The sequence below is a fragment of the Salinicola salarius genome (assembly GCF_003206135.1).
Taxonomy (GTDB): Bacteria; Pseudomonadota; Gammaproteobacteria; order Pseudomonadales; family Halomonadaceae; genus Salinicola; species Salinicola salarius.
Window position 1 is genome coordinate 24037 of sequence record NZ_PZJT01000018.1, and the last position, 19769, is coordinate 43805.

Genomic DNA, 19769 nt, shown 5'->3' on the forward strand with positions numbered 1-19769 from the left:
CTATAACTGGAAATCCGAAGGCGACGTATACGGTAGAAGTACGAGCACTCCCCCCGAGCGATCTCGACCGCTCGAGAACGTTAAAACGCTATCGTTGGCGTTACCAGTGGTAGCTGACTTTCGCCCGAATCTCGCGGCCCGGGTTGTAGTAGTTGGCCGTGCCGGAGCCGACGACGTGCTGCTCGTCGAAGATATTGCTGACGTTGATCGTGAAGTCGGTGTTCTGGACGATCCGATAGTCGAAGGCGGCGTCGAACAGCGTTGCCGAATCGCTCTTCGAGGTATTGGCGGCATCGAAGTAGTAGCCATCGGTGTAGCGGGCGCCCAGACCGACGCTCATCTTCTCGCCCGGCAGCGTGTAGTAACCCCAGAGCATCGCGGTGTGTTTCGGAGCGATGGCGAAATCGTTGCCCTCGATCGAGGTGCCATCACGCAGCGTGCCCTCTTCGACCTCCGTATCCAGATAGGAGTAACCGCCGACGATGCTCAGATTATCGGTCAGCTCGGCTTTGGCCTCGAGATCGAGACCGCGCGCCCGGGACGTTCCGATGGTTTGCTGGTCGATGGCGCCATTGTCCTGCACTACGGCGATGGTCACGTCGTCTCTTTCCAGGTTGTAGATCGCCGCAGAAAACTGGGCGTTCATCCCGTCGGGCGAGTATTTCAGACCGATCTCCTGCTGCTTGCCGCGCTCCGGCGTGACGCCAATGGTGGGCGGTGCGACCGACTCTACGTAGCTGACGTAAGTGGAGAGTTCGTCGTTGACGATATAGGTCAGTGCGCCACGCACGGTGGTCTCCGAGAAATCGTCGCTGTCGTCGAAAGCGGCGCCGTAGGATTCCCCCTCGCTCGAGAGATCCATCGAGTCGTTGCGTACGCCGGCGCTGACCACGAAGCGATCATAGAAAGAGAGATTTTGCGTCAGGAAGACCGAACGAGTCTGGTAATCCTGGTTTTCGTACCGGTAGGGCGTCAGGTCTTCGGGACCGCCACTATAAACCGGGTTGGTGATATCGATGGGTTCCGCATTCCCGTAGATCGACTGGCTATCAGTCGAGGCGTCGCGGTACTCAATACCACCGAGGGTGCTGCTGTCGATCTCGCCGAAGCTGGCATCGTACTGCAGGATGGTATTGCCGATGAACTCGTGAGCTTCGGTATCGGTACCGAAATAGTCTCGGTTCACCACCGTGCTGGTGCGCACAGCGACATCGTTGATATAGACGTACTGAAAGTCATCCTTGAGATCGCTATAACGCAGGTTCGTGCTCAGCGTCAGGCCGTTTTCGAAGTCGTGGCGCAGCTGGCCGGTGATGCTGGTGCGATCGACGTCTTGATCGTTGAAGCCGGGCTCGCCGAAGAAGTCGTCGCGGTCATACTCTCGGTCGAGCGGATAGCCGCCGCTATTGGGCGTGTCGTCTCGGTTGAGATAGTCGACGATCAGCGTTGCCGTGGTTTGATCCGTCGGTTCCCACGTCAGGCCGCCCATCAAAAGACCACTGTTATCCTTCGAGTGATCGTACTCTCGGTCGCTGTCCTGAATCTTTCCGGTGAAGCGATAGGCCAGTGTCTGGTCGGAATCCAGGACATCGCCGACATCGATGCCGGCTTCCTTGTGATCGAACGATCCGTAGGAGAGAAAGCCGTTGCCGAAGCGCTCGAATCGTGGTCGCTTGCTGACGAAGTTGACCGATCCGCCCGGGTCGGCGGGGCCGAACAGCGTCGAGTTCGAGCCGCGCAGCACCTCGATGCGCTCGTAGGCGTATGGATCTTCACGCACGCCACGCATGGAGCCCAGCGTCATCCCGTCGCGATAGGTCGTGGCCTGAAAGCCGCGAATCTGGAAATAGTCGTTGCGGTCATCGGTACCGTAATAGTCGGTGATGACCCCGGGGGTGTATTGCAGAACCTCCTCGGTAGTCTGGGCGTCGCGCTGCTCGATCTCTTTCTGGGTAATCACCGAGACGGAAGCGGGCGTGTCCTGAATGCTGGTAGCGACCTTCCCGCCTACCCACAGCTCCCGCGCCACGACGGTATCGGCGTCGTCGTCAGGCGCTGCCTGAGCGTTGACGATAACGGGAGATAGGCGGTACGCCCCATCGTCGCTCCCTGTCTGCTGCGCGTTTCCGAGCGCGGGAATGGTGAATAGTGCTGAACCGCAGAGAATCGCCGTGGTGGTGTGATGACACCATGACGGTTTCTCGCGGCTCACGATCGTGCGATTGCGACCGCTCATCGTGGTGTCCCCGAAAGTGAATGATCTCTTCTTATATGCCCGCGGTTTTTTTATGGCGGGCTCGAGGATTATCCGGAGGACACACCTGTCAGTCAATAATGATAATTCTTCTCAATTTCATTCGCGTTCATGATTGGCTATGCGATGCTGTAGAATCTTGCGCAGCCACTGCCGCGTAAGGCGTCGATCCACCATGTTGCCTCACACCCCGGATCGTCATGCGCTCTCCCGCTCCACCAGCCTCACCCCCAGGTCCAGCCGTTTATCGCTTTCCGGCAGTTCCCCCCTGAGGCGTGACAGCAGCAGTCGGGCGGTGTGCTGGCCGATTTCCCGGCGCGGTGGCTCGACGGTGGTCAGCGGCGGGACGGTGCTGGTGGTGAAGTCCAGGTTGCCGAAGCCGGCGAGGGCGAGCCGGCCGGGGATCTCCCAGCCCTGGCGCTGGCATTCGCACAGTACGCCAAGCGCCACCATGTCGTTGGAGCAGCCGATGGCTTCTATCTCGGGGTGGGCCTGCATCAATGCCTGTGTCAGATGGCCGGTCTCCTCGGCATGGCTGCGTCCGCTCAGCTCGCGCAGCTCGACGGTGCCGCCGGCAGCTTCGACCGCGTCTCGAAAGCCGTGATAGCGGTCGCGGGCGCGCACGTCACGCTGGAAGTTGGTGCTGACGAAGGCCATTCGGCGCCGGCCCTGGCGCAACATGTGTTCGGCCACCAGGCGGCCACAGGTGTGATGCGAAAAGCCCACGACCATATCCAGCCCCGGCTGGCCGTAATCCCACATTTCGACGATGGGCGTGTCGTTGCTGGCGAGCACCGACAGCGACTTGCGGTTGTGCAGAAAGCCGGTCAGCACCAGGCCGGCGGGGTTCCAGCTCAGAATCGACCGGATCAGTTCCTCTTCCCGGGAGTCGTCGAACTCGGTATTGCCGATCAACAGCTGATAACCGACGCTACGCAGATGGCGCTCCAGCGTCTCGAGCGTTTCCGAGAAGAACGAGTTGGTGATGGTCGGCACCAGCACGCCGATCACATTGGAGCGCGACGAGGCCAGCCCGCCAGCCATGGTATTCGGCAGATAGCCCAGGCGGTCGATGGCCGACTGGATCTTCTCGGCACGCCGGGGGGAGACCTCATCGGGACGACGCAGGTAGAGCGATACCGTGCTCGGCGAAACGTTGGCCAACTGGGCGACTTCGCCCATGGTCACTCGCTGTGAACTGCGTCTGCTTCTTGCCACGGCTTCTGGCCCCTTCCTTCGCGATCACCAGGTTGTGTCGGTCCTCGCACCCGGCGTCTCGCTGATAAACGTATGAATGTCTTGTGCTTTCGTGTCGATGCCGTTCGCTACGCTTTGTCTGAAAAATGTCTGCGCTCACCCATACGGCGTTAAAAATCGACTCAAAATGCTCATTTACTCCGCGTAAACTCCGCTTTTTCGCCGATTTTTGCCTTGTCTGGCTATCGCTCGTCGACTTTTCAGACAGAGCTAGTGTATCCAGTCCACGCTGAGGCTTCGCCTTTCTCGCCGGCTGCGGTCCGGGCTGAAGCGACGCTCTGCCGCGTCGACGCGGAGACTTGTCCTTTGGTCTAAGGCTACGACGAATGGACGATTGGCAGCGATTGTCCGACGAAAATCGTAGCGCTACGATTCTAGTCTATCTCGGCGGGCATCCGTTATTCGCCCAAAGGCTTAGGCGAGAGCAAGAGTTCGAATCAGATCGGAAAGAGCGCCCAAAAGTCTGGTGACGACAGCCAAGCGTTCTGTTTTCCGCCGTTTTCGCAGCGCTACGAAAAATGGAGCTAACCATGACATCATTGCGTTATTCGCTGGCCGCCCTCGCGCTGATCGGCGCGACCCATTCGGCGGTGGCCGCCGACAACCTGGACATCATCGTGCCGTTCGCGGCGGGTGGCGCCACCGACATCGTCGCGCGCAGCTTCGAGCCGATCTTCTCGCAGCAGCTGGGCGTCACCTCGGTGGTACGTAACGTCGCTGGCGCCAGCGCCACGGTCGGTACGGCGGAGGTCGCCAATAGCGAAGGCAATCCCAACATCATCGGCTATGAACCCGCCGGTGCGCTGTCGATCCAGCCCTCGCTGAAGAAGCTGCCCTACGGCCCGGACAGCTTCACCTATATCTGCCGCACCGTTTCCAACCCGATGTTCCTGATGGTCTCGAAGTCTTCCGATATCGAGTCGTTCAAGCAACTGGTCGAGGAGTCGCAGGAGTACCCCTTCCTGTATGGCTCTTCCGGCCCCGGCACGTTGCCGCATCTGGCCATGGCGGCATTGACGGTCAACAGCGATCTCAAGGCGGAGCACGTGCCCTACAGCGGTTCCGGCCCGGCGATGAATGCGCTTGCCGGCAACGAGATCCAGATCATGGCCGATACCGAGACCATCCTCGAAAACTACGACCTGCGCCCGTTGGCGGTCTTTGCAGAGAACCGAGTAGAGGGTTATCCCGACGTGCCGACGATGCAGGAACTCGGCCTGGCGGAGATGGACTTCGCCGTCTGGCAGGGCGTCGTCGCGCCCAAGGGAATTTCCGAGGAGCGCACTCAGCAGTATGCCGAGGCGTGCAAGGCGACGGTGGAATCGGACAAGTTCAAGTCATTCGCCGACAAGGCCAAGGCGGATATCGCCTATCTCGGACCGGATGAGTTCAAGGCGTTCGTGCAAAAGCGCTTCGCGGCCAACAAGCAGGTGCTCAAGGACGCTGGCCTGACGCCGTAACCCGTTCTTTCGACCTCTTGTTCTCTCGATTTCTCAGGAGCCGCGGTCCCATGTTCGCATTCTTGATCCATCCTCGAGTATTGACCGCGCTGGCCCTGTTGCTGGCTGGCGCCGGTCTTTCGATCACCGCGTGGCAGGGGCCGGCAAGCGCCATGCTGGTCCCCCGCATCGTGCTGACGATCTGGTGCGTAGTGGCGCTGGCGATCCTGATCGGCGAGTTGATCCGCCGCGTCCCGGTGAAACGCGTGACGCTGACGCCTCTGCCGCTGTTGATGGCGGCGGTATTGATCGCGGCGATTGCCACGGCGAGTCTCGGCTTTCTGATCCCGGCGTTGCCGTTGGTGGCGTTGACGCTATGGCTGTTTCGTATCCGGCGGCCATTGCCGCTGCTGCTGGGCACGATCGTGATCGGTGGCGGTTTGTGGTTCCTGTTTCACCACGTGCTGATGATCCGGTTGCCGGCGCTGCTCACGAATGGAGTGATCTGAGATGGATGTGATTCTGGCGGCAATCAACGATGCCTTCACCTGGCAGGCGCTGCTCGCCATCGTGATCGGCACCTGGGCAGGCATCATCATTGGCGGCCTGCCCGGGCTGGGGTCGGTGGTCGGGTTGACGATCTTTCTGCCGTTCACCTTCGGCATGGATGTCATTACCAGCATGGCGCTGCTGATCGGCGTCTACTGCGGCTCGGTCTATGGCGGTTCGATCACCGCGATTCTGATCAATACCCCCGGCACGCCGCAGTCGGCGGCGACCACCTTCGATGGCTATCCGATGACCCAGCAGGGCCGCGTCGACGAAGCGCTGGGCTGGGCCACCTTTGCTTCCTTCTTCGGCGGCGTGCTCTCTTGCGTGCTGCTGATCTTCTGCGCCCCTCAGCTGGCCAAGTTCGCCGTCAACTTCGGCTCGATCGAGGTATTCGCGCTGGTCTGTCTGGCGATGCTGTGCATCGTCGGGATTTCCCGCGGCAGCCTGCTCAAGGGGCTGGTCTGCGGGATGATGGGCTTCTTCTTCTCGACGGTGGGCAGTGACCCGATCACTGGCGCCGACCGCTTCACCTTCGGCACCTACGCGCTCAGCTCCGGGCTGGATCTGATCCCGGTGGTGGTGGGGGCCTTCGCGCTGTCGGAAGTTTTCGTGCGTTTCTCGGCGCGAGACGAAGAGGCGACGACCATTCCCGAGGCGCGGCTGCGCTTCCCGAACCTGCGCGAGATCGGCCGCCGTCTGATCGAACTGGTGCGGGGTTCGTTCATCGGCAGCTTCGTCGGCGCGCTGCCGGGCACCGGGGCGGCAGCAGCGGCCTTCATCAGCTATGCCGCGGCCCAGAAGCTGTCGCCGCGGCGGGCCAATCTGGGCAAGGGCGAGCCCGACGGCATCATCGCCTCGGAATCTTCCAACAACGCGGTGACCGGCAGCGCCTTCATCCCCACCCTGGCGCTGGGCATTCCCGGCGATGTGGTCACGGCGATGATGATGGGCGCGATGGTGATCCACGGCATTACGCCGGGCGTTCGTCTGATGGTCGACCAGGCGCAGACGGTCTATGCGCTGTTCGTGGTGCTGATCATCGTCAACGTGGCCATGCTGGTTCTCAGCAAACCCTCCATCGGCCTGTTCCGCTACCTGTTCAAGCTGCCGCTGGGCTTCGTGATGGGTGGCATCGTGATGTTCAGCTTCATCGGCGCGGTGTCGGTGCGCGGTAATCCGCTGGATCTGGTGGTCGCGGCGCTGACCGGCATTCTCGCCTACGTGCTGCGACGCGGCGGTTATCCGCTGGCGCCGCTGGTCATTGGCATGGTGCTGGGGCCGGAGCTGGAAAGCTCGCTACGCCGGGGGCTTCTGATCTCGCGCGGCGACTTCTTCTCGTTCTTCACCCATAGCGGCATCGCCACGACGCTGTTCGCGTTGATCGGGCTGTTCCTGGTCTGGACGACGGTGGCGGGCGTGCTCGATTGGCGGGCGAAGATCGCAGCCCGACGCGAGCCCGTATCGCCTTCGAGTAGCCGCGCATGAGCATCGACACCTTCGATTTTTCTTCCTTCGCCGATACTACCCGCAGAGCGATTTCTTGCCATGATCATTACTGACCTCAAGACCCACGTGCTGGCCGCGCCGCTGGAGCAGCCTTTCTCCTTCTCTCAGGGCTGGGTGCATCAGCGCACGGCAATGCTGGTGGAAATTCATACCGATGACGGCCTGGTGGGCTGGGGCGAATGCATCAATCACGGGTTGCAGCCGCCGCAGGTCGCCCAGGCGATGGTCGAGCATGCGCTCAAGCCGCTGGTGATCGGCCGCTCGATCTTCGACCGCGAAGTGCTGTGGGAGACGATGTACAACCACACCCGGCCCTACGGTCAGAAAGGGGCGGCGCTGTTCGGCATTGCCGCGATCGACATCGCGCTGTGGGATCTCGCAGGCAAGGCGCTGGGCCAGCCGATTCATCGCCTGATGGGGGGCGCATTTCGCAACGAGATCCGGCCTTACGCCACCGGCTTCTATCGTCGCGAAGGCGGAAAGTATCCCGAAGAGGTGGTCGAGGAGGCGCTGCGTCACCAGGCCAATGGCTACCGGGCGATGAAGCTCAAGACCGGTTTCGGTATCGAGGCGGACATTCGCGACATGCGCGCGGTGCGCGAAGCGGTGGGTGACGACATCGCGCTGATGATGGACGCCAACTGCGCCTACAGTGTGCCGGCGGCGCGGCGCATCCTGATGGAGCTCGAAGAGACACGGGTGCATCTGTTCGAGGAGCCGCTGAGCCCGGAAAATCGTCACGGCTATCGCGAGCTCAAGGGCATCTCCCGCACCTGGATCGCTGCCGGCGAGAACGAGTACACCAAGATCGGCTATCGCGACCTGATCAGCGAAGGCGTGCTGGATGTCATCCAGCCGGATCTCGGCGCCGCCGGCGGTCTCACCGAGTGCCAGAAAATCGCCGCCATGGCTCAGGCCTGGCACGTACCGTTGATTCCCCACGTCTGGGGAACCGGCATCGGGCTGGCGGCAGCGGTGCAGTTCATCGCCACGCTTCCGCCGCAACCGCTGTCGCTGACACCCGACGAACCCATGCTCGAATACGATCAGTCCGCCCATCCGTTCCGTCAGGAGTTGATCGGCGGCGAATTCCAGCTCAATGCCAACGGCTGCGTCGAGGTACTCGACAAGCCCGGCCTGGGAGTCGATATCGACCGCTCGATCATCGATCACTACACCATCCGCTAAGCCGTGCCCACAGGAGAGTCACATGAGTCAGAACCGTAAAATCCTGCTGTTGGGCGTCGACGGCTTGATCCCCGAGCTGGTCGAGCGCTTCTGCGCCGAGGGTGTGCTGCCCAACATCCAGCGCCTGCGTGACGAAGGCGGCTCGACGCGGCTGCTGCCCTACATCTCGACCTGGGGCGACACCAACTTCGTGACGTTTCTGACCGGCCAGGCGCCGGGCACCAGCTGGGTCGGCCAGCGACTGCCGCCCAGCGGCACGCAACATCTGCTGGAGCTGATGAGCGCCGCGGGGCAACGAGCGGCGCTGGTGCATTTTCCCGAGAGCCTCAAACCGACAGGCTCCGACGATCTCTGCTTCGCCCCGTTCTGGAGCGGCAGCGGCCCGGCACCGATGGAGCTCGCCCCGGCGTGCCTGCACAGCACCCATCTCGATCAGTGGACCAATACACCCCAGACCGAAGCCCTGGGGTGGCCGCCCACCGGCACGCTGGCCCATCACCAGAAGCACAATCGCTTTGCCGTCGAGCGTGCGGGTGACGGCTTCGTCGCGCTGATTCCCGCGCATCGTGGCGAGCCCGTGCCGGTAACGCTGAGCCCGAACGGCGAACGTCTACGGCTCACCCTGGCGGACGGCGAGGCCAGCCTGAGCGTCGGCGAGTGGAGCGAATGGCTGCCGCTCGAACTCGAAGGTAAGCGCACGGCGATACGCTTCAAGCTGCTCGACTTCGACGCCGCCAGCGGCAGAATCGATCTGCTGCAATCCCAGGTGACCGCGCCCGCGTCCGCCAGCGGGCAACCCGAGGTGGCCCAGCGGTTGATCGAGCGCCATGGCCCGTTCATTTCCAAATGGGCGGTCTCCGCCGACCCGGATACACGCTACTTCGAGACCAGCTTCGAGGAAGGGCGCTATCAGCTCGAGTGGCTGGTCGACAGTGCCCTGACGCTGCTCAACGAAGAAGGCTTCCAGCTCTTTGCCACGGTCTTCCGGCTCAACGACGAGACTCATCACACCTGTCTGGCGCAATGCGATCCCGAATCGAAGTTCTACGCAGCCGACGATGCCGCGCGCTATCTCGAGGTGATCCGGCGTTCCTACCGGGTTCTCGATGACGCCGTGGGCCGGGCGCTGGCCGGTTGCGACGACGACACGGTGGTGGTGCTCGCCTCCGATCACGGCGACGTGCCCAATAGCCACCTTTGTGATATCCACAGGCGGTTGGCCGAATTCGACCTGTGCACGATCGATGGCGAAGGCAAGCCCGACGTCGCCGCGAGCCAGGCGTTTCTCAAGGACGAGCGTGGCGGACTGGAGATCTTCGTCAATCGCAATCTCGTGCCGACAGCCGAGATCGAGCGGGTACAGACGCGCATCCTCAAGGCGCTGACCACCTGGTACGTCGAGACGACAAGCGGCGAACGCAACGTGGTCGCGCTGGCACTCAAGAAGCAGGATGCCAGCCCGCTGGGCTACTGGGGCGAGCTGATGGGTGACGTGCTGTTCGCCTACGCCCCCGGGTTCGTCTGGGGCACCAACGAACGCGGCGATACGGTGGCCGAACTCGTTACCCCCGGCGCCAACCACGGCCCGCAGGTGCCTACCGCCAGCACCGCGTTCGCTTCCAATCACGGCGTGGCGTTTTTCCATGGCGTGGGGATTCGTGGCGGTGTCGAGTTGCCATTCGATACGGCTCGCGGCATCCAGCGCATGGACAGCGCCGGGGCGACCTTCGCCAGGCTGCTCGGCCTGCCCACCGATTCGCTGGATGGCAAACCGTTGACTGCGCTGCTGGCCCCGGCTTGATTCATCACTGAGCGTAACGGCTGTTCATGGAGGAAGAGGCGTTTCGCGTTGAGCGATGAAAAGACGCTTCGCGTTGCGTCCGGTCTGTTTTTACGCGGGGGGCAGGATTGATGGAGATCAATAATGATCGTTAATCCTGACCAACCCGGCCGCGTATACGCTGCTTTTCGTTAGCCGGGTTTATCGACATTAATCCATGGGAGTTTTTGTCGATAAACTCTGCCCTTTTATGACTATACATTGATCCATCGGCTAGCCGGTGGCATCCATTGCTAGTGACTCATATCGGTTACATAAAAACATGATATGAGGATTTCCCGGCTGGCAGGGGCTGCTACCTTTAGGTCGTGCTTGGCGATTGCCGATTGCACAATGAAAAGCATGGAATGCATCAACTGAACGCGTGAGCTTTTGGTCGTCAGTTTCGCAAACGCTTCGTGAAACCGGTCATGGCAACCGTTTGGTCAATCCAATGGAGTTTCGATATGGTCATTAAAAGCGCTAACGATCTTTTTATTCACTTGCTTTCTGACGTCAATAGTGCAGAAAAGCAAATTACTCGCGCACTTCCCAAGCTGGCACGTGCCGTCGATAACGATCAGCTGGTGGAAGCCTTCAAAAAACACCTTGAAGAAACCCGCGGGCAGGTGGAACGGCTCGAGAAAGTGGCGGATACGATTCCTGATATTCGAATCAAGCGCACCAAGTGCTATGTCATGGAGAGCCTGATCGAAGAGTCTCAAGAGCTCATCGATAATGCGGAGAAAGGCCCCGTTCTGGACGCAGGCTTGATAGGTGCGGCTCAAAAGGTGGAGCACTATGAAATTGCCGCCTATGGCACCTTGTGCGCAATGGCTGAGCAGCTCGGTTATACCGAAGCCAAAGATATCCTTGCCGAGACGCTCAAGGAAGAGAAGGCCACCGATGACAAGCTCTCCAAGCTGGCCAAGCAGAACGTGAATCAGAAAGCGGGATAAGTCTCGAGTTCCGGATCGATTAGGCCCTCATGGCGAGGGCCTTTTTGAGGTTTCAGTAAGCGGTTTCCATCCGAAAGAAATCATCTTTCGATATCCGGCTTGCCGGGCGTAAAGCTGGGTGGATCGCTCGCCGGGAAACTGTCCGCGCTCATGTCGTCCACACGGGCCTGCATTTCCTGCTCGGAAGGAACGGCAGGAAAGTGATCCACCGGATCGTTCAAGACCCAGTGCGTGTCATGGCGAGTCAGCTTTTCCATCGGAATACGGTAAGTGGTGCCTTCCTCGGTTTCCATCAATACGTTTTGCGTACCGTTTTCCTTGATGACATTACCCACCAACCGACTTTCGCCGTCATAGACAGCGCTACGTTCATTTTCCATGTTGGTAACCTATACCGAATCCGTTCGTGGATGAGTTCTCCTCAGACAACTGCTTTCTCAACGTAGCCCTTTTTTCGGGTGTCGAGAAGCACTCCTTCGGTACGATGAACCGCGGTTGTTTATCTGCGCTAATCGATACCTGTCAAAGCGTTGACCCTGCCTTGACGTTGCCTCGCGATCGGAATTCTGCGATCGGATTTGATGTGCTTTAACGCCGCCGGGCATCGGTGCGCTCGCGGGATTGGCGATCGGCTAACGTTAAACATTGCCAACAGGCACTATCGTCGACCGTGACCGCGACCTACCGCGATCCGGCTGAAAAGGGAGAAATTCGATGTCTTCCGAAGCGCGACATACGCTTTCGCATACCCGCAAGCAGGATATGGCTCCGGTCACTGGCGTGGAACGCTGGGCTTCGCTGGGCGGTGGTCTGTGGGGGATAGCAGGCGGTTTGAGAAAAGGCGGCCTCATGGGTTGGGGGCAGGCCATCCTGTCAGGAATGCTGGTCTATCGGGCCATCAAGGGAGAGTGTCGGCTCAAGGGCGCACTCTCGGCCTCTCCTTACGAGAAGCACGTGGCCGAAGCGCATCATTGGCAGGCGGCCAGGGTGGTCTCGCACAGCGTGACCGTCAACAAGCCTCGCGAAGAGCTCTACCGTTTCTGGCGCGCGCCCGACAAGCTGGCCGAAGTCCTGACGCCCGCCATGCATAGCGAGCAGGTCGACGATCGGACGACACGCTGGATCCTGGATAGCGACCCCGCGAAACAGCTTCTCGTGCGTCTCGTCGACGATCGGGAGGGGGAGTTCCTCGAGTGGGTCTCCGACTCGGAAGCTCTGCCGCCGTTTTCCGGCTGGGTGCGTTTTCAGGACGCGCCAGGCAGAGGCGGGACGGAAGTCCAGTGCTACGTGACCTACGAACCCGCCAAAGGCCACCTGGGCTATCTGGCCGACAAGGGATCGGGCGGCACTTCCCATTGGCTGCACCGCAACCTCCGGCGCTTCAAGCAGAAGATGGAAACCGGCGAGATCACGGCATCGCGACCGTTTACCTGAGATTTGGGAATGGGAACTGGAAAATCGGGCCTGTCCAGGGATTCGATCATCAGCGATCGCCAAGACACGCCCCGCTTTCAGACGAATCCCGTCGTCGGCTGGCCTTGTCGATCATGAAGGGTTTCCGCGGGACGTGACATAGGCCGAACAGGAACAAGGAGAGTCTTCATGCGAGCATTGACATGGCAAGGCACCAATCGGCTGAGCGTCGAGACGTTGCCCGATCCGGAATTGATCAACCCCCGTGACGTCATCGTTCGGGTCAAGCTGTCGTCCGTCTGCGGTTCAGACCTGCACCTTCTGGATGGTTACGTACCCACGATGCACGCCGGCGACGTGCTCGGGCACGAGTTTCTGGGAGAAGTGGTCGAGGCAGGAAGCGGGGTGACCCAGTTCAGCCGTGGGGATCGGGTCATCGCGATCTCGATCCTGGGCTGTGGCGACTGTCAGCCTTGCCAGCGTCAGGAATTTTCCTGCTGCGACAACTCCAACCCCAATCCCACGTTCACCCAGGAACTCTACGGACACGCCTGTACGGGCATCTTCGGCTACAGCCATGCATTCGGCGGATACGCCGGCAGCCATGCCACCTACGTCAGGGTGCCGTTCGCCGACGTCAATCTGTTCAAGGTGCCGGAAGGCATCAGCGACGAGAAGGCGCTGTTCGTCTCGGATGCCGTTCCCACGGGCTATTACGGCGCCGACATCGCCGATATCGAACCGGGCGACACGGTCGCCGTCTGGGGCTGCGGGGGTGTCGGGCAGATGGCCATTCGGAGCGCCTATCTGATGGGCGCCGAGCAGGTCATCGCCATCGACCGCTTCGAGGATCGGCTGCACCTCGCTCGCAAGCAGGGCGGGGCGATCGGGCTGAACTACACCCAGCATGACATTCATGATGCGCTGTTGAGCCTGACCGGCGGGCGCGGCCCCGACCGATGCATCGACTGCGTGGGCATGGAAGCGCATTCCGAACACAAGCTCGAAGATGTCTACGACCGTACGAAGCAGATGATGCGGCTGCAGACGGAACGCGGTGCGGCGCTGCGCCAGGCGATCCACTCCTGTCGCAAGGGAGGGACCGTGTCCGTGCTTGGCGTCTATGCGGGCTTCATGGACAAGTTCCCGATCGGCGCGGTCGTCAACAAGGCGCTGACGATGAAATCGGGCCAGCAGCCGGGGCAGCGTTATGTCGAACGGATCTTCGAACACATTCAGGCCGGCGAACTCGACCCTTCCTACCTCATGACCCATACCGCTTCGCTGGAAGAGGGCCCCCAAGGCTACGCCATGTTCAAGCACAAGAGCGACGACTGCCTGCGTGTCGTCTTTGCGCCTTGAGGCCAGGCCTCGAGGTCATAGAGCCCGAGGTCATAAAGCTCGAGGTCAGAGGTCATAGAGTAAGCTCGGCAAATCAGGAACTCTGGGAAAGGCACCAACGAAAGAGGCTCAACGATGATGTTGAGCCTCGGTTCGACAAGCCAGCAATATCTGCCTTTTCCGTTTACCGTTTACCGCTCAGTTCGTCACTTTCCGACCGGGCGAGGAAGGCACGGGTAACGTCGTCGAGGTTGTCTTCCAGCCACTTCGCCATGGCCAGCTCCTCCTGGAGGATGCTTTCGCAGACTTCCTTGATACGAATCTCACCCAACTGATCGGCGGCAGCGATCAACGCACGGTAGTTGGCGATCTCGAAGTGCTCGAAGGCGTAACTGGCGACGCTACCCTTGACCACTTCGTCGGGCGCCATGGAACCGCCGATCGCCTGGCCCATCGCGGCGAACTTCCCGCCCAGGTCTTTCATCGTCGAGGTGCTGGTATTCATCGACTCCAGACACTCCTCGAGCCGAGCGGCCTGGGACTTGGTTTCATCGATATGCTGGGTAATGCGCGCCTGCAATTTCGGATAATGCTCCAGACGCTTGGCCTGGGCGGTCAGCATCTGCTCGGCCTGCTCTTCCATGGCATGAGCGTCCTTGAGCCATGAATGAAGCTGTTGCATGGGATCGCTACTCATCGTTCATCTCCTTGAAAACTACCGGCCTCGTAGTCGAACGAAGGCCATCGTTGGGTTACGCATCCCTGAATCGAAGCCGTCCGGCTTATTCGGCCTCCCCCACGCCTTTCATGACATCGGCCATGTTTTCGTACTGTCCTTCGGGCAAGGCTTCGACGACTTTCATGACGTCGGATTCCGCACCATTTTTCTTGGCGTGCTCAACGATATCGTTCTTGCCTGCCGGAAAATCGATACCGCCAAGATAGCTTGAGATATTGGCCGGAGACCGGCCTCCGAGACCTCGAGTCATCATCGATACTCCTTGTAGGTTCATGCTTGTCACTTATCGAGCTTAGTCGGCGGCCGACCGCATACCAGCGAGAACCGCGCGCTGGATTGACGGGGGTTAACGACGTGGCGAGGAGTAGGGGCAGGCGAGATTTCGGGCAGTGAAGTCGTTCGCGGTCACGCGCTCACATACCGTCCCGGCAGCCGTTCGGCCAGGAAATCCATGAACAGCCGGGCGCGCTGGGAGAGGGCGGTCTGGCGGTAGTAGACGACATTGATGCGCTGGGTCTGGAATTGCGTCTGATCGGGCAGGATATCGACGAGAAGGCCTTGTCGGCGCGGGGCGATCGTCACGTAGTCGGCCAGGCAGGCGATGCCCTCGCCCGCGATGACGAGTTCGAGCAGCGTCGTGCCGCTGGAAGCGGAAAGCGTCGGCCTGACATGTAACGGCTCGCCGCGCCCGTCGAGCAGCGGCCAGCGATTGAGGTGATCCAGCTGGCTGAAGCCGAGCAGGCTGTGGTGGGCGAGATCGTCGACGCTCCGGGGAACGCCGCGTCGAGTCAGGTACTCGGGGCTCGCCAACAGTCGCAGCGGGCTGTTGCCGAGCGGGCGCGCGTGCAGCGAAGAGTCTTCCAGCTCGCCGATACGGATGGCGAGGTCGACGCGCTGTTCGAGCAGATCGACGAAGCGGTCGTGGGTGTCGAGCTCCAGCGCGATACCGGGGTAGCGCTGACGGAATTCTCCGATCACCGGCACGAGCACGAACTGCATGAAGCTCGGCGCCGCGTTGATGCGAAGCCGCCCCTGGGGTCGGTCCTGATGATGGGCGATGGCTTCCTCGGCGCTGTCGACGGCAGCGAGAATCGACCGCACGTGGCCGAGGAACGTCTCGCCTTCTTCGGTCAACTCCAGCCGCCGCGTCGTCCGTCGCAACAGCGTCGTGCCCAGTTTGCGCTCGAGACGATTGAGCGCGCGGCTGACGCCGGAGACCGTCATGTCCAGCCCCTCGGCGGCGGCCGTGATGGAACCCCGGTCGACCACGGCGACGAACGCCAGCTGTTCCTCGAGCGTGCTTTTCATGGACGCCTCCCAGCGAGATCGGACGGTTATTGATTTTAAGTCAAAAGTGACTTGTCGCCAGCGTGGTTTATCCATTGCGGTTTGTCACCACAATGGTGCCATTGCGCTGCGCCAGAGAAACACCGGGGTGCGGCATTCAAGATCGCGACGGAGAACGCTCGAACGATGAAGATTCTATTGATCAATGGCGGCAAGCCGTTTGCCCATTCCAGCGGCGAGCTCAACAATACGCTGCACGGTATCGCCTGGCACACGCTGATCGAACTGGGCCACGAGCTCCGCGAGACGGTGATCGAGCAGGGCTACGATATCGACGCCGAAGTGCAGAACTATCTCTGGGCCGATGTCATCGTCTATCAGATGCCGGGCTGGTGGATGGGCGCGCCCTGGACCCTCAAGCGCTACATCGACGAAGTGTTCACCGCCGGCCACGGTTCTCTCTATGCCAGCGACGGGCGCACGCGCACCGATCCCAGCAAGCAGTACGGCAGCGGCGGGCTGCTGCAGGGGCGTCGCTACATGCTGTCGCTGACTTGGAACGCGCCGATCGAAGCGTTCGACGAGCCGGGCAACTTCTTCGAAGGCCTCGGCGTCGACGGTGTCTACTTCGCCTTCCACAAGTCGCAGGAATTCGTCGGGCTGGCCGGGCTGCCGAGCTTCATCGCCAACGACGTGATCAAGCAGCCGGAAGTCGAGCGCTACCAGGCGGAATACCGCGAGCATCTGGAGCGGGTGATCGGCCGGGCCGAAGCGCCGGTGGCCGAGACCCGCCGGGACACCGTCACGAGCTGACATCGGCTGGACCCGACGCCACCGCAGCGGAGATGAAATCCGGTATGCTGGAATGATCGATAGCTTGCTCACTGTCGATCATTCCTGGTCCATCCGAGGTGTCTTTCATGTCTTACGCCGCTGCGCAACCTGCCAAACTTCCCCCTCGTCCCGATGCGGAAACGCTCCGGGCGCTGATCGCCGATCTCGAGCCGATACTGGGCGATCGGATCACCACGGCGGCGGGAATTCGCAATCAGCACGGGCATGACGAGTCCTGGCACCATCCGGCCGCGCCGGACGCCGTCTGCTTTCCGCACTCCACCGAAGAAGTTTCCGCAATCGTGCGGGCCTGCGCGGCCCACCGGGTGCCGGTGATTCCCTACGGTGTCGGCACGTCCATCGAAGGTCAGGTGATCGCCGATCATGGCGGGCTAAGTGTCGACCTTTCCGCCATGAACGCGATTCTCGACGTACGCCCCGAAGACATGGACGCCACCGTGCAGCCCGGGGTGACGCGCACCCAGCTCAACACCCATCTGCGTGCCACCGGCCTGTTCTTCTCCGTCGATCCGGGGGCGGACGCCAGCATGGGCGGCATGGCCTCGACCCGCGCCAGCGGTACCAATACCGTGCGCTACGGCACGATTCGCGAGAACGTGCTGTCGATGACGGTGGTGATGCCGGACGGGCGCATCGTCGAGACCGGCACGCGGGCGCGCAAGTCCGCCGCCGGCTACGACCTGACGCATCTGATGATCGGCGCCGAAGGCACTCTCGGCATCATTACCGAACTGACGGTGAAGCTGCACGGGCTGCCGGAGGCGATCTCCTCGGCGACGGTGGCGTTCGAGACCGTCGCCGGCGCCATCGATACCGTCATCGCCTCGATCCAGTACGGCATTCCCATGGCGCGAATCGAGCTGATGGACGCCCTCGCCATGCAGGCGGTCAATCGCTTCTCCCAGCTCGATTACGCGGAAAAGCCGACCCTGTTTCTGGAATTCCACGGCACCCACGCCGGCGTGAAGGAGCAGGCCGAAGCGATGGCGGAACTGTGCCAGGAGTTCGGCGGCAGCGATTTCGCCTGGGCGACGAAGGAAGAGGAGCGCCAGACGCTATGGCAGGCGCGCCACGATGCCGCCTACGCCGCCAAGGCGCTGCGCCCCGGAATGGAATTTCTCGCCACCGATATCTGCGTGCCGATCTCGAAGCTGGCCGAGTGCATCGAAGCGACGCAAGCCGATGTCGCCGAAAGCGGCCTGGTCGCGCCGCTGCTGGGTCATGTCGGCGACGGCAATTTCCATCTGGTCGTCGCCGTGGATCGCCATAGTGAACAGGAGTTGGAGACGCTGGCGGCATTCAACCAGCGCCTGATCGAACGCGCCCTGGCCGCCGGCGGCACCTGCACCGGCGAGCATGGTATCGGCACCGGCAAGCGCGCCTACATGGAAGCCGAGCACGGCGAAGGCTGGGCGGTGATGCGCGCGATCAAGGCCGCGCTCGATCCGCTCGGCATCATGAATCCCGGCAAGCTGGTATAAGTTTCCGGTTTCCAGTCAGCTCCTTTCAGGCGCTGGCGGAGCGGGCTTCCGGCTCGAGCACCTGGGTGTGCAGCGTGTTTCCGTCGCTATCCTTCAACGTGACCGTGAGTCTTTCGCTCTCGGCGTCCAGATCGGCCTGGCCGAAGAACTGATAGCCCGCCGAGGGCGGCAGGTTGGACTGGCCCTCCGGCGGCGCCTTCTGGAAGACCACTTCGGGGCCGAAGGTCGCGTCCATCTCGCTGGGGCCGAAGGTGCCGGCGTGGAGCGGCCCGCTGACGAACTCCCAGAACGGCTTGAACGCCTTGAAACTGGCGCGCTCCGGCGCGTAGTGATGTGCGGCGGTGTAGTGCACGTCGGCGGTGAACCAGACCACGTTACGGATATCGTCGTCGCGAATGGCCTGCAACAGCCGGGCGAGCTCCATTTCGCGCCCGAGCGGCTGGCCGGGATCCTTGTTGGCGATCGCTTCGAACCGATCGCCATCCGGCACCACCATGCCGATGGGCATGTCCGCGGCGATGATCTTCCAGGTCGCGGTGGAATCGTTCAGCGCTTGCCGCAGCCAGCGGAACTGGTTTTCGCCCAGGAACGCGGTGGCCGATGATTCCTCGCCTTGCAAATTGGCGCTGTTGGGGCCGCGATAGCTGCGCATGTCCAGCATGAACACTTCCATCCCCGGCCCGTAGGAGAAACGTCGGTAGATCCGTTGAGGGGCGGAAGCGGGCAGGCGAATCGGCATGTATTCCAGAAAAGCCTGACGGGCGCGGGCGGAGAGCAGTGCGAGGTTCTTTTCCGTATAGAGATCGTTGTCGAGAATCTCCTGCGGATACCAGTTGTTGGTCGTCTCGTGATCGTCCCACTGGGCCAGCATCGGCACTTCGGCGGCGAAGCGACGGAAATTGGCGTCGAGATGGTTGTAGGCATGCTGGCCGCGATATTCGTTTAGCGTCTCGGCGACCTTCTGCTTGGCCGGTGTGACGATATTGCGCCAGGCGCTGCCGTCCGGCAGCGCGACGCGCTCCTGCAGGGGGCCATCGGCATAGACGGTATCGCCGGAGTGGATGAAGAAATCCGGCCGGACCTGGCGCATCGCTTCCCAGGTGCGCATGCCACCACGGGGTTCGTCGATCCCCCAGCCCTGGCCGACGACGTCGCCCGACCACACGAAACGCAGGTCGCGCGGGGTGGATGGCGGCAAGCGCAGTTGCCCGACCATCGGCTCGCTCACCGCGCGTTCGTCTCCCAGGGCGGCGAAACGTACCCGGTAATGCACGGTATTCATTCCCTGAAGGCCGGTCGCATCGATCTTGCCGATCAGGTCGGTGCTGGGCAGCACGTCGACCCAAGGCAACTGGCGGGCGCCGCGGAACTCCGGGTTGTCGGCCACCTCGACCAGCATCCGCGACGGCATGCTGGCGCGCCCCCACAGCATCGCGCGGTCCGTCAGCGCATCGCCGCTCATCACGCCGCCTTCGACCGTCGGACGTCGACCTTCCGCCATGATGATCGCCGGCGCCCCCAGCAGCCCGGTGGCGGCCAACCCGAGGCCGATGCCGAGATGGCCACTGGTGATCAGGAAGTCACGCCTGGAAAAGCCTTTTCGATCGATCGTCATCGTGCCGTCTCCATCCGCTCGCGGTCAGTGGTGCCAGTGACAACAGGCTAGGTGGCGTGAATGA

General features: G+C 61.7%; 17 protein-coding genes. 10 read left to right on the forward strand and 7 right to left on the reverse strand.

Features of this window, described 5'->3' with window-relative positions:
* Nucleotides 1-100 precede the first annotated feature (100 nt).
* On the reverse strand, nt 101-2236 hold the full coding sequence (locus DOM32_RS15275; protein WP_110635966.1) for a TonB-dependent siderophore receptor: 2136 nt from the start codon (nt 2234-2236) through the stop codon (nt 101-103).
* A gap of 216 nt (nt 2237-2452) precedes the next feature.
* Complete coding sequence (locus DOM32_RS15280; protein ID WP_110635969.1) at nt 2453-3436, reverse strand: LacI family DNA-binding transcriptional regulator; 984 nt, start codon at nt 3434-3436, stop codon at nt 2453-2455.
* 605 nt (nt 3437-4041) lie between these two features.
* Between DOM32_RS15280 and DOM32_RS15285 the strand changes: the two genes are divergently transcribed.
* The 6 genes from DOM32_RS15285 (at nt 4042) to DOM32_RS15310 (ending at nt 10974) form a co-directional block, all read left to right on the forward strand.
* Complete coding sequence (locus DOM32_RS15285) at nt 4042-4971, forward strand: Bug family tripartite tricarboxylate transporter substrate binding protein (protein ID WP_157957089.1); 930 nt, start codon at nt 4042-4044, stop codon at nt 4969-4971.
* 50 nt (nt 4972-5021) lie between these two features.
* A complete protein-coding gene (locus DOM32_RS15290; RefSeq protein ID WP_110635975.1) occupies nt 5022-5459 on the forward strand; it encodes a tripartite tricarboxylate transporter TctB family protein in 438 nt (145 codons plus the stop codon).
* Between the two features lies 1 nt (nt 5460).
* Nucleotides 5461-6987: a tripartite tricarboxylate transporter permease gene (locus DOM32_RS15295; RefSeq protein WP_071232366.1), complete on the forward strand. Its 1527-nt coding sequence runs from the start codon at nt 5461-5463 to the stop codon at nt 6985-6987.
* Between the two features lie 60 nt (nt 6988-7047).
* Nucleotides 7048-8196 (forward strand): mandelate racemase/muconate lactonizing enzyme family protein, encoded by a 1149-nt coding sequence (locus DOM32_RS15300; protein WP_110635977.1) that lies wholly within the window; start codon nt 7048-7050, stop codon nt 8194-8196.
* Between the two features lie 22 nt (nt 8197-8218).
* Nucleotides 8219-9997, forward strand: a complete 1779-nt coding sequence (locus tag DOM32_RS15305; RefSeq protein ID WP_167400679.1) for an alkaline phosphatase family protein — start codon at nt 8219-8221, stop codon at nt 9995-9997.
* A 485-nt stretch (nt 9998-10482) separates the two neighbouring features.
* Entirely contained in the window at nt 10483-10974 is a 492-nt protein-coding gene (locus tag DOM32_RS15310; RefSeq protein WP_110635982.1) for a YciE/YciF ferroxidase family protein, read from the forward strand.
* Nucleotides 10975-11054: 80 nt separating this feature from the next.
* Here DOM32_RS15310 and DOM32_RS15315 read toward each other — a convergent pair whose 3' ends face one another.
* Nucleotides 11055-11354 (reverse strand): hypothetical protein, encoded by a 300-nt coding sequence (locus DOM32_RS15315; protein WP_071232362.1) that lies wholly within the window; start codon nt 11352-11354, stop codon nt 11055-11057.
* A gap of 334 nt (nt 11355-11688) precedes the next feature.
* On the opposite strand from DOM32_RS15315, the gene DOM32_RS15320 reads away from it, so the two are divergent.
* Together DOM32_RS15320 and DOM32_RS15325 are read left to right on the forward strand one after the other, a co-directional pair.
* Nucleotides 11689-12408 (forward strand): SRPBCC family protein, encoded by a 720-nt coding sequence (locus DOM32_RS15320; RefSeq protein WP_110635985.1) that lies wholly within the window; start codon nt 11689-11691, stop codon nt 12406-12408.
* A gap of 168 nt (nt 12409-12576) precedes the next feature.
* On the forward strand, nt 12577-13749 hold the full coding sequence (locus DOM32_RS15325) for a zinc-dependent alcohol dehydrogenase (protein WP_110635987.1): 1173 nt from the start codon (nt 12577-12579) through the stop codon (nt 13747-13749).
* Between the two features lie 163 nt (nt 13750-13912).
* Here the strand turns inward: DOM32_RS15325 and DOM32_RS15330 are convergent, their stop codons facing one another.
* The 3 genes from DOM32_RS15330 to DOM32_RS15340 all read right to left on the reverse strand — a co-directional run bounded on the left by DOM32_RS15330 (nt 13913) and on the right by DOM32_RS15340 (nt 15775).
* Nucleotides 13913-14425 (reverse strand): ferritin-like domain-containing protein, encoded by a 513-nt coding sequence (locus tag DOM32_RS15330; RefSeq protein ID WP_071232359.1) that lies wholly within the window; start codon nt 14423-14425, stop codon nt 13913-13915.
* Nucleotides 14426-14510: 85 nt separating this feature from the next.
* Complete coding sequence (locus DOM32_RS15335; RefSeq protein WP_244179947.1) at nt 14511-14720, reverse strand: DUF2795 domain-containing protein; 210 nt, start codon at nt 14718-14720, stop codon at nt 14511-14513.
* Nucleotides 14721-14872: 152 nt separating this feature from the next.
* Nucleotides 14873-15775, reverse strand: a complete 903-nt coding sequence (locus tag DOM32_RS15340) for a LysR substrate-binding domain-containing protein (RefSeq protein WP_110635990.1) — start codon at nt 15773-15775, stop codon at nt 14873-14875.
* 165 nt (nt 15776-15940) lie between these two features.
* On the opposite strand from DOM32_RS15340, the gene DOM32_RS15345 reads away from it, so the two are divergent.
* Together DOM32_RS15345 and DOM32_RS15350 are read left to right on the forward strand one after the other, a co-directional pair.
* A complete protein-coding gene (locus DOM32_RS15345; protein WP_071232357.1) occupies nt 15941-16567 on the forward strand; it encodes an NAD(P)H-dependent oxidoreductase in 627 nt (208 codons plus the stop codon).
* Nucleotides 16568-16674: 107 nt separating this feature from the next.
* The gene (locus DOM32_RS15350) at nt 16675-18090 is read left to right on the forward strand and encodes an FAD-binding oxidoreductase (RefSeq protein WP_110635993.1); all 1416 of its coding nucleotides are present in this window, start codon (nt 16675-16677) and stop codon (nt 18088-18090) included.
* A 25-nt stretch (nt 18091-18115) separates the two neighbouring features.
* On the opposite strand, the gene DOM32_RS15355 is transcribed toward DOM32_RS15350, so the two are convergent.
* Nucleotides 18116-19705: an alkaline phosphatase D family protein gene (locus DOM32_RS15355; protein WP_110635996.1), complete on the reverse strand. Its 1590-nt coding sequence runs from the start codon at nt 19703-19705 to the stop codon at nt 18116-18118.
* Between the last annotated feature and the right edge of the window lie 64 nt (nt 19706-19769).